Consider the following 7,672-nt stretch of genomic DNA (forward strand, 5'->3'; position numbering starts at 1 on the left):
ATCTCAGACCGTGGCTTGGCACGTTAACCAAAAAACAGCTTTTTACCCTCTTTTTCGTCCTGGCCGCGATCGTGGCCAGCGCCCTCTCGGCGCTTGTCTGGATGTTCTTCCTCAAGGAACCCGTCGGCAATCCCATGCGCATCGCCGTGGTCGCCCCCTTCACCGGACCGGACAAGGCCCAGGGCGAGGCGATGCAACGCGGCGTGGATCTGCTTGTCCAGCAGATCAACCGCAAGGGTGGCGTTCAGGGCCGCATGCTGGCCATGGAGACGATCGACGAGGGAACCAGCGCCGACTCGGCCATCCAGGCCGCCCAGAAGGCCGAAACGGATCCCGATGTCATCGGCGTGGTGGGACATTGGCATGGCGCGTCAGCGGCCAGGGCCATCCCGCTGTACGGCGAGAAGTCCCTGCCGGCGATCCTCATGACCAGCGCCCCGGACAAATCCCTGCCGGAAAATCCCTATGTCTTTCGTCCCCTGATCGACGAGACCACGGAAATCCGCTTCCTGGCCAACTATCTGCGCAACGTCGTGGGTGAAAAGACGGTGTTCGTCCTGCACGAGGCCAATCCGCGCGGCGAACAGCTGGCGACGGCCTTCGACGAGGTGTACCAACGCTTCGGCACCAAGGTGCTCTACAAATGGCCCCTCACCCCCGGCAAGATGGACGACGAACTCAAGGCCGTGGTCGCGGAGGTGGAGGCCAAGAAACTCTTCGGAACCTTCCTGGTGCTCGGCGAGGTGGAAAGCGCCATCCGCATGATCGCCACCCTGCGCGAGGGTGGGGTGCGTCAACGGATCGTTGGCATGCGCCAGTTGGCCTCGCGCGGCTTCCAGGATGGTTTCGCGGCGGCGTGGAAGGGCAAGGGAACCCCCGCGGCAGCCCTCAACGGCACCCTCATGACCACCCCCATGCTCTTCGATACCGCCGGCGAACGGGCGCAGAAGTTCCAGACCGGCTTCACCGGGTTCCATCACACCTGGCCGGACTGGGTGGCGGCCTATGCCTACGAGAGCGCCAAACTCATGACCTCGGCCCTGGCCGAGGGGTATGGCAAGGAGGGCGACAAAACCCTGCGTCAACGGGTGCGGGAGCACATCGCCGCCCGCAATCAGGTCGAAAAGGCCTTCCCAGGCATCAACGGACCGCTCTTCTTCAATGCCCGGGGGGTCGCGGCCCGCGACTCCATGGTGGGGCTTTACGACGGGGCCAGTCTGGTCGCGGCCATGACCCAGCTCTCGCCGATTCGCGAGGAGGGGGTGACCAACCTGCTGGGCGAAGTGACCTCCGGTCGGGCCCTCTACGTCAACGACCGCTTCATGTACAAGACCAACGTGGTCTACACCGGCGTGCGCCTGGCCAAGGTCTCCGCCCTGGATCGCGCGGCCAACACGGTGGAGATCGATTTTTCGGTCTGGTTCCGTTGGCGCGGCGATTTCGAACCCCAGGACGTGGTGTTCACCAACGCCGTCACCCCTCTGACGCTGGAAAAACCGACCCGCGAGGGCAAGGATGGCGACATGAACTACCGCGCCTATCGCCTGCGCGGCAAGTTCTACATGGGCTACTCGGACATCGAACGCAACTACGGCACCCAACTGGTCGGGTTGTCGTTCCATCACCGCACCCTGGGCAGCCACAACCTGATGTACGTCAGCGACCTGCTGGGCATGAACCTGGTCAACCGCGCCCAGGGCGAGGATGGGTATCCGCCCGATTCCCAGCCCGGTTCGGGCGCCGAGGCCAAGCCCAGGGAGCCGACCCTTCTGGAGCGGGTGCGAGCCTACTTCCATCTCGACGAAGAGGTGACCGATCCGATCGAGGTGGCGCTCAATCGCGACAAGGTGCTGGCCGGCGCGTCCGGCTGGCTGATCATGCGCGCCTGGCTCTCCCAGGAGGTGATGCCGCGCGGCGTGGATGGCAGCCCGGTCTTCGTCGGCTTCGGCAAGCCGCGACCGCTCTTCTCCCTGCTCGATGCCGGCATGGTGCTCAAACCCGATCGGTTCGACGCCAGGGATGTGCTCCATTCGACCGATCAGTTCGTCTATCTGGCCATCTTCTCGTTTGTCATGAGCATGCTGGCGCGTCTGCTCGACCGGAAGGATCGCGGACAGTTCTGGCGCATCCAGACCCTGTTCCTGCGCATGATCTTCTGGCCGACGCTGCTCATGACCCTCGGCAATCTGGCGCGTGACTACAGCCTGCAGAACTTCACCAGCTCCACGGTGGATGGGGTGGTGATGGTTTTCGATACCCTCTGGTTCTTCATTCCGGCGCGTCTGGCGATCATCGCCCTGGAGCGGTTCATCTGGGTGCCCCTGGAGAATCGTACCCAACGCAAGATCCCCAACGTGCTGCGCATGACCGTGGTGCTGATCGTCTACCTGCTGGCCGGCTTCGGGGTGGTCGCCTTCGTCATGGACAAAAGCATCACCAGCATGCTGGCCACCTCCGGCGTGATGGCCATGATCATCGGTATGGCGGTCCAGTCCAATCTGCGCGACATCGTGTCCGGCATCATGCTCAACATCGAACGCCCCTTCAACATCGGCGACACCATCCGGCTCAACAACAGCATGGGCGTGGTCAGCGACATCACCTGGCGCACCACCCGCCTCACCTCCCTGGACGGGCAGCTGATCTCCTTCCCGAACAGCAAAACCTCGGATGCCGAGATCCAGAATTTCACCAAACCGCGCAACATCAAGCGCAACCTGGATGTCTACACCGATCCCAAGCACGAACCGGTCTTCGTGTTGAAGCTCATCAAGGAGTGTCTGGCCCAGGTCAAGAGCCTGCCCACCGACGCTCCGGCCAACGAGGCGCCCAAGGCCTACTATTTCGGGGTGACGCTCAAGGAGGGGGCGTGGGTGGCCCACTATCCGGTCGGGATGTACATGCCGTTCGCCAAACGCAAGGCGGCGATCCAGGAGTTCTGGCAGCTGCTGTGGAAAACCTTCGAGGCCAACAACATCGCCTGGCGGGAGAGACCACTCCAGGCCACGGAGGAGGATGAGGGCGGTGATGGGGCGGTCTGAACCGGCGCGCGGCGGGTGGTTCGAGCCTGGCGGCGGGTCGGGATGCGGTCCGGCGCCTGAAAGTCGTCTCGAGCCGGCGGACGGGTTGGAAACCGGCTGGCCTGCCTGCGGGTTGGGAACCGAATCGGGATCCGGGGCGCGGAGTGCCTGAATGACCAGACACGCGGAGCCGCGATGAGAGTCGTCTGGGAGCGGTTGCGGCGCCATCCGGGCGCATTGACGCGGTTGCTGTTCGCCGCGTTGATGATCAACATGCTCGGCATCGCCTCCTCGCTGTATACCATTCAGGTGCTCAACCGTTACGTGGTATACGGGGTCACCGGCACGCTGCTCACCTTGACCGGGGGCGTGGTGCTGGCGATTCTGGGCGAGCTGGCCTTTCGGAGCGTGCGGTTGCGCCTGGCCGCGGAGCTTTCCCGCGACGAGGAGACCCGTCTGACCATCGGGCTGTTCGGACTGCTTCTCACCGCGCCCCTGGAGACGTTGCGGCGCCGTCCGGTCGAGGAGCTGGAAGCGTTGGTGCGCGGCGTCGAGCAGGAGGCCAACACCCTGGGCGCGGCCAACATCGCCGCCTTGACCGATCTGCCCTATCTGGCCCTGTTCGTGGGGATCATCGCCCTGCTGGCTCCGTCCCTGGCTCTGGTGACCTTGCTGGTGATGTTGCTGCTGGTCGCGGCGGGCTGGTTCGGACAGCGCCGCATGAACATTCCGGTCCGGGCCTGGCATGCGATCAACCAGCGCCAGTCCGGATTGCTGGCCACGGCCCTGCGCGCCCCGGAAAGCGTGCGCCACTTCGGCGGCAGGGAACTTCTGATGAGCGGCTGGAGTCGGGTGGTCCACGAGGCGGCCCACATCCGACGGCGGATGGCCCTCGCGGGGGGAGACGCGGCCTCCTGGGCCCAGGCGCTCCAGGCCGTGGGGAACGTGGCGCTCACCGGGGTGGGGGCGCTGCTGGTCGTGGATGGCCGCTTGGACGTGGGTTCGCTGATCGGGGTGAACATCCTGGCGGGACGCGCCTTCGGACCGATTGGACGTCTGGTCACCCTGGCCGAGGCTTTCAAGAAGGCGGAGAGCACCTTGCGGGCGGCACGGGAGTTCGCTCGCGGGGTCGAGCCCGAATCGGAGAGCGGTTCGGCTCTCATGGCGTGTCGCGGTGAACTCTCCTTGCGCGAGGTGACGATGCAGTGGCCGGGTCGTCCGGTGGCTCTCATCCGGGCGCTCTCCGTGGAGATTCCCGCCGGAACGATCTGTGTGGTCACCGGACCGAACGGTTCGGGCAAATCGACCTTGTTGGCGCTCATGACCGGGCTCATGCGACCAACCGGAGGACAGATCCTGGTGGATGGGATCGAGATGCGTCAGTTGGCCCCGGAGTGGCGTCGCCGCCGGTTGGGTTATCTGCCCCAGGAGCCGACCTTTCTGGATGGATCCTTGCGGGAGAATCTCCTCGCGGTGGAGGGATCGCTGGATGAGGAGCGCATGCGCGCCCTGTTGACGAGCGTGGGGGCCGGGCGGTTTCTGGCCGAGCATCCGGCGGGTCTGGATCTGGCCCTCGGTCACGATGGTCGGGAGGTGCCGCCGGGGATCCGACGCCGCTTCGCCCTGGCCCGCGCCCTGGCGGGCGATGCGCCGGTGATGCTGCTCGACGAACCCACCGAGGGGTTGGATCGGGAGGCCACCACCCAGGTGTATGGCCTGTTGATCGAACTGGCCCGGCGTGGCAAGACCCTGGTCATCGCCTCCCACGACGAGAGCATCCTCCAGGGGGCGGGGCGGGTGATCGATCTGGGACGTCGGGGAGGTGGATCGTGAGCGGGGTTCGGCGGTTGGGCGGGTGCGGCTTTCCGCCGGGTGCGCGGTTCCTCCCGAGGCGCGGATGCCGCTGATGGGCGACGAACCCTCGATGCTCGATCGGCACGCCCGGCGTCTGTTGCTGGTGAGCGCGATTTTTTTCGGCCTCCTGCTGTTCTGGGCCGCCCATGCCCCCCTGGACGTGACCACCCAGGCCCAGGGGGTGGTGATGCCCAGTTCGCGGGTCAAGTCGATTCAGCACCTCGAGGGCGGGATCGTTCAGGAGATCCTGGTCCGGGAGGGGGAGACCGTGCGCCGCGACCAGCCGCTGTTGCGGTTGGATCCGGTCCGTTCCAACGCCGATTTCGAGGAGCTGAAACGGCGTTTGCTGGGACTGCTGGCCGAGATGGGCCGGTTGAGCGCCGAGGTGGAGGAGCGCGACGCGCCCCGGTTCGATCCGGAGGTGGTCGAGGGGGATCCGGAGCGGATCAAGACCGAACTGGCCACCTTTCAGGCGCGGCGCGAACGGTTCGCCCATGAACTCTCCACCTTGAAGAGTACGGTGAGCCAGCGCGAACAGGAACTGGTCGAAAACCGCATCCGTCTGGAGAGCAATCAGAAGATTCTGGCGACCGTGACCGATCAGGTCGAGATCAGCCGGAAGATGATGGAAGGAAAACTGACCAGTCGCATGAACCATCTGGAACTGGTGCGGCAGCAGCGCAACATCGAGGGGCAGATCGCCGCCGACAAGGCGGCGCAGCCCCGTCTGAACGCGGCGCTCAAGGAGTCGCGGGAGCGGGCCGACTCGCTGCGGGCCAATTTTCTGGAGGGCGCGCGCAAGGAGTTGACCCAGGCCCGGCAGAATTACGAAGAGCAGTCCCAACGCCTGAAGAAATTCCGTCAGGCCCAGGATCTGACCATCCTCCGTTCGCCGGTGGAGGGGATCGTCAAGAGCATGGCCGTGTCCACCGAGGGTGGGGTGATCGGCCCTGGCCAGACGGTGATGGAGATCGTGCCGGTCGAGGATCGCCTGATCATCGACGCCCGTCTGCCGGTGCAGGACATCGGCTATGTGCATGCCGGGCAGCGGGTGTGGGTCTCCCTCAACTCCCAGGACGCGGTGTTGTTCGGTCGCATCGCCGGCGAGGTGGAGGGGGTGAGTCCGGATGCGCTGGTCACCTCGGAGGGCAAGACCTTCTACCGGATTCGCATCGTCACGGAGCGGAATCGCTTCGAGGCCAAGGAGCGGAGTTACGCGTTGTATCCCGGCGTGCAGGTGGTGTGCATGATCCTGATCGGCAGCCGGACCGTGTTGGACTATCTGTTGACCCCGTGGTTGCGTTCGTTGCAGGCCACTTTTCAGGAACGTTGAAGGCATGAAACGGTTGATTCCAGGTGAGAGGCGGAAGGTGGCCCGGCTGGGGCTCATGGCCGGCTTGTTGGCTTGCGGCCTGATCACCCCGGCGTGGGCCGAGGATTGCCGCGGCCTGACGGAACGGATGCTGGAGCAGCATCCGCGTCTGCTGGCGGCCAAGCGGGACGTGGAGGCGGCGCGGGCGAATGTCGGCAAGGTTCGCGGTGGCTGGTTCCCGGATTTCAAGATGAACGGCGCCACGGGCCAGGAGAAGCGCAAGCCGGCCAATGGCGGCAAACGGACCGAGATGGAGGCCCAAACCCTGACGATGACGCTGAATCAACTCCTCTGGGACTTCGGCAAGACCCATGCCGAGCTTTCCAAGGCGGAGTTGTCGCGGTTGCAGTCGGAGTTGATGCTGGCCAATCAGCGGGCGGATCTGATTCTGGACGCGGCCACCACCTGCGTGAATCTTCTGAAACACCATCGTGCCCTGGCGTTCGCCGAGCAGTCGGTGGAGAACATCCGCAAGCAGACCGGTCTGGAGGAGAGTCGGGTGGAGTTGGGCGGTGGCCTGGAGACCGATGCCTTGCAGGCACGCAGCCAGTTGTCCGGAGCCCAGGCGCGTCTGGCGCGGGCCAAGGGTTCGGTGAACACCGCCATCAACCACTTCCGCACCCTGTTCGAGGTGGAGCCGGGTCCGCCGGAGACGCTTTTCGAGTTGGCCAATCCGGCCAACCGTCTGCCTCCCAGCCTGGAGGAGGTGTTGGCCCGAACCCGTGACGGCAACCTGCAGATCCAGCTTGCCCAGGTGGCGGTGACCACCAGTGAGATGGAGAAGGCGCGGGTGATCGGTGCGGAGTTGTCGCCGCGGGTGGGTGCCGTGGTGGAGAAGAAATACAAGGAGGACGCCGAGGGGGTGCAGGGCAATCAGCAGGAGTTGGCGGCCCGTGTGGAGATGAGCTATCCCTTCAATCTTGGTCTGGCCGGATTCCATGCGCTCGATGGGGCGCGGGAGGGGATGGCCGCCGCCGGGAACCGTCTGGAGGATGCCCGGCGTCAGAGCGAGGAGCAGGCGCGCAACGGTTGGGAGACGATCCGCACCACCCAGGAGAATGCCGAGTTTCTGGAGAATCAGGCCCGCATCGCCGCCGAATTCCTGCGCATGGCCCGTCAGGAGCGTCTGCACGGAGCCCGTTCCCTGATCGACGTGCTCTCCGGCGAGACCGGCCTGATCAATGCCCAGAGCGATGCCGAAACCGCCATGGCCGACGTGCTCGTGGCCCGTTTCGGACTGCTCAAGACCATGGGTGCGCTGGATCTGGAGCTTTTGCAACGCGGCAAGCGGTTCGGGCTGCCCAAGGCCGATGCCTTGGAAGAGGAGAAGGGCGCGGCCCTGGTTTCCGGCAAGGATCCCCGGAAGGGATCTCCGTCCAGGAAGGAGTCCGGAGCCGCGGGCAAGGGCGCGAGCGCGCCGAAACCG

Annotated in this window: 4 protein-coding genes; all 4 read left to right on the plus strand. The window is 65.2% G+C overall.

Translation table 11 applies throughout. The annotated features are described in order from the left end of the window. The coding region (locus ACV4UY_RS13405; protein ID WP_491608088.1) for an ABC transporter substrate-binding protein at positions 1–3,041 on the plus strand (3,041 nt) is incomplete at its 5' end. Positions 3,042–3,215: 174 nt separating this feature from the next. Continuing rightward, positions 3,216–4,853 (plus strand): ATP-binding cassette domain-containing protein, encoded by a 1,638-nt coding sequence (locus tag ACV4UY_RS13410; protein ID WP_491608089.1) that lies wholly within the window; start codon positions 3,216–3,218, stop codon positions 4,851–4,853. Next, positions 4,843–6,207: an HlyD family type I secretion periplasmic adaptor subunit gene (locus ACV4UY_RS13415; RefSeq protein ID WP_491608090.1), complete on the plus strand. Its 1,365-nt coding sequence runs from the start codon at positions 4,843–4,845 to the stop codon at positions 6,205–6,207. Before ACV4UY_RS13410 ends, ACV4UY_RS13415 begins: the two co-directional genes overlap by 11 nt. A gap of 4 nt (positions 6,208–6,211) precedes the next feature. After that, positions 6,212–7,672 (plus strand): TolC family protein (locus tag ACV4UY_RS13420; protein WP_491608091.1); only part of this gene is annotated, 1,461 nt, incomplete at its 3' end.

The sequence above is a fragment of the Candidatus Magnetaquiglobus sp. genome (assembly GCF_058402785.1).

Excerpts from the sequence above, each read along its gene's own strand:
- ACV4UY_RS13410 (WP_491608089.1), top strand. The coding sequence starts at position 3,216 with ATGAGAGTCGTCTGGGAGCGGTTGCGGCGCCATCCGGGCGCATTGACG.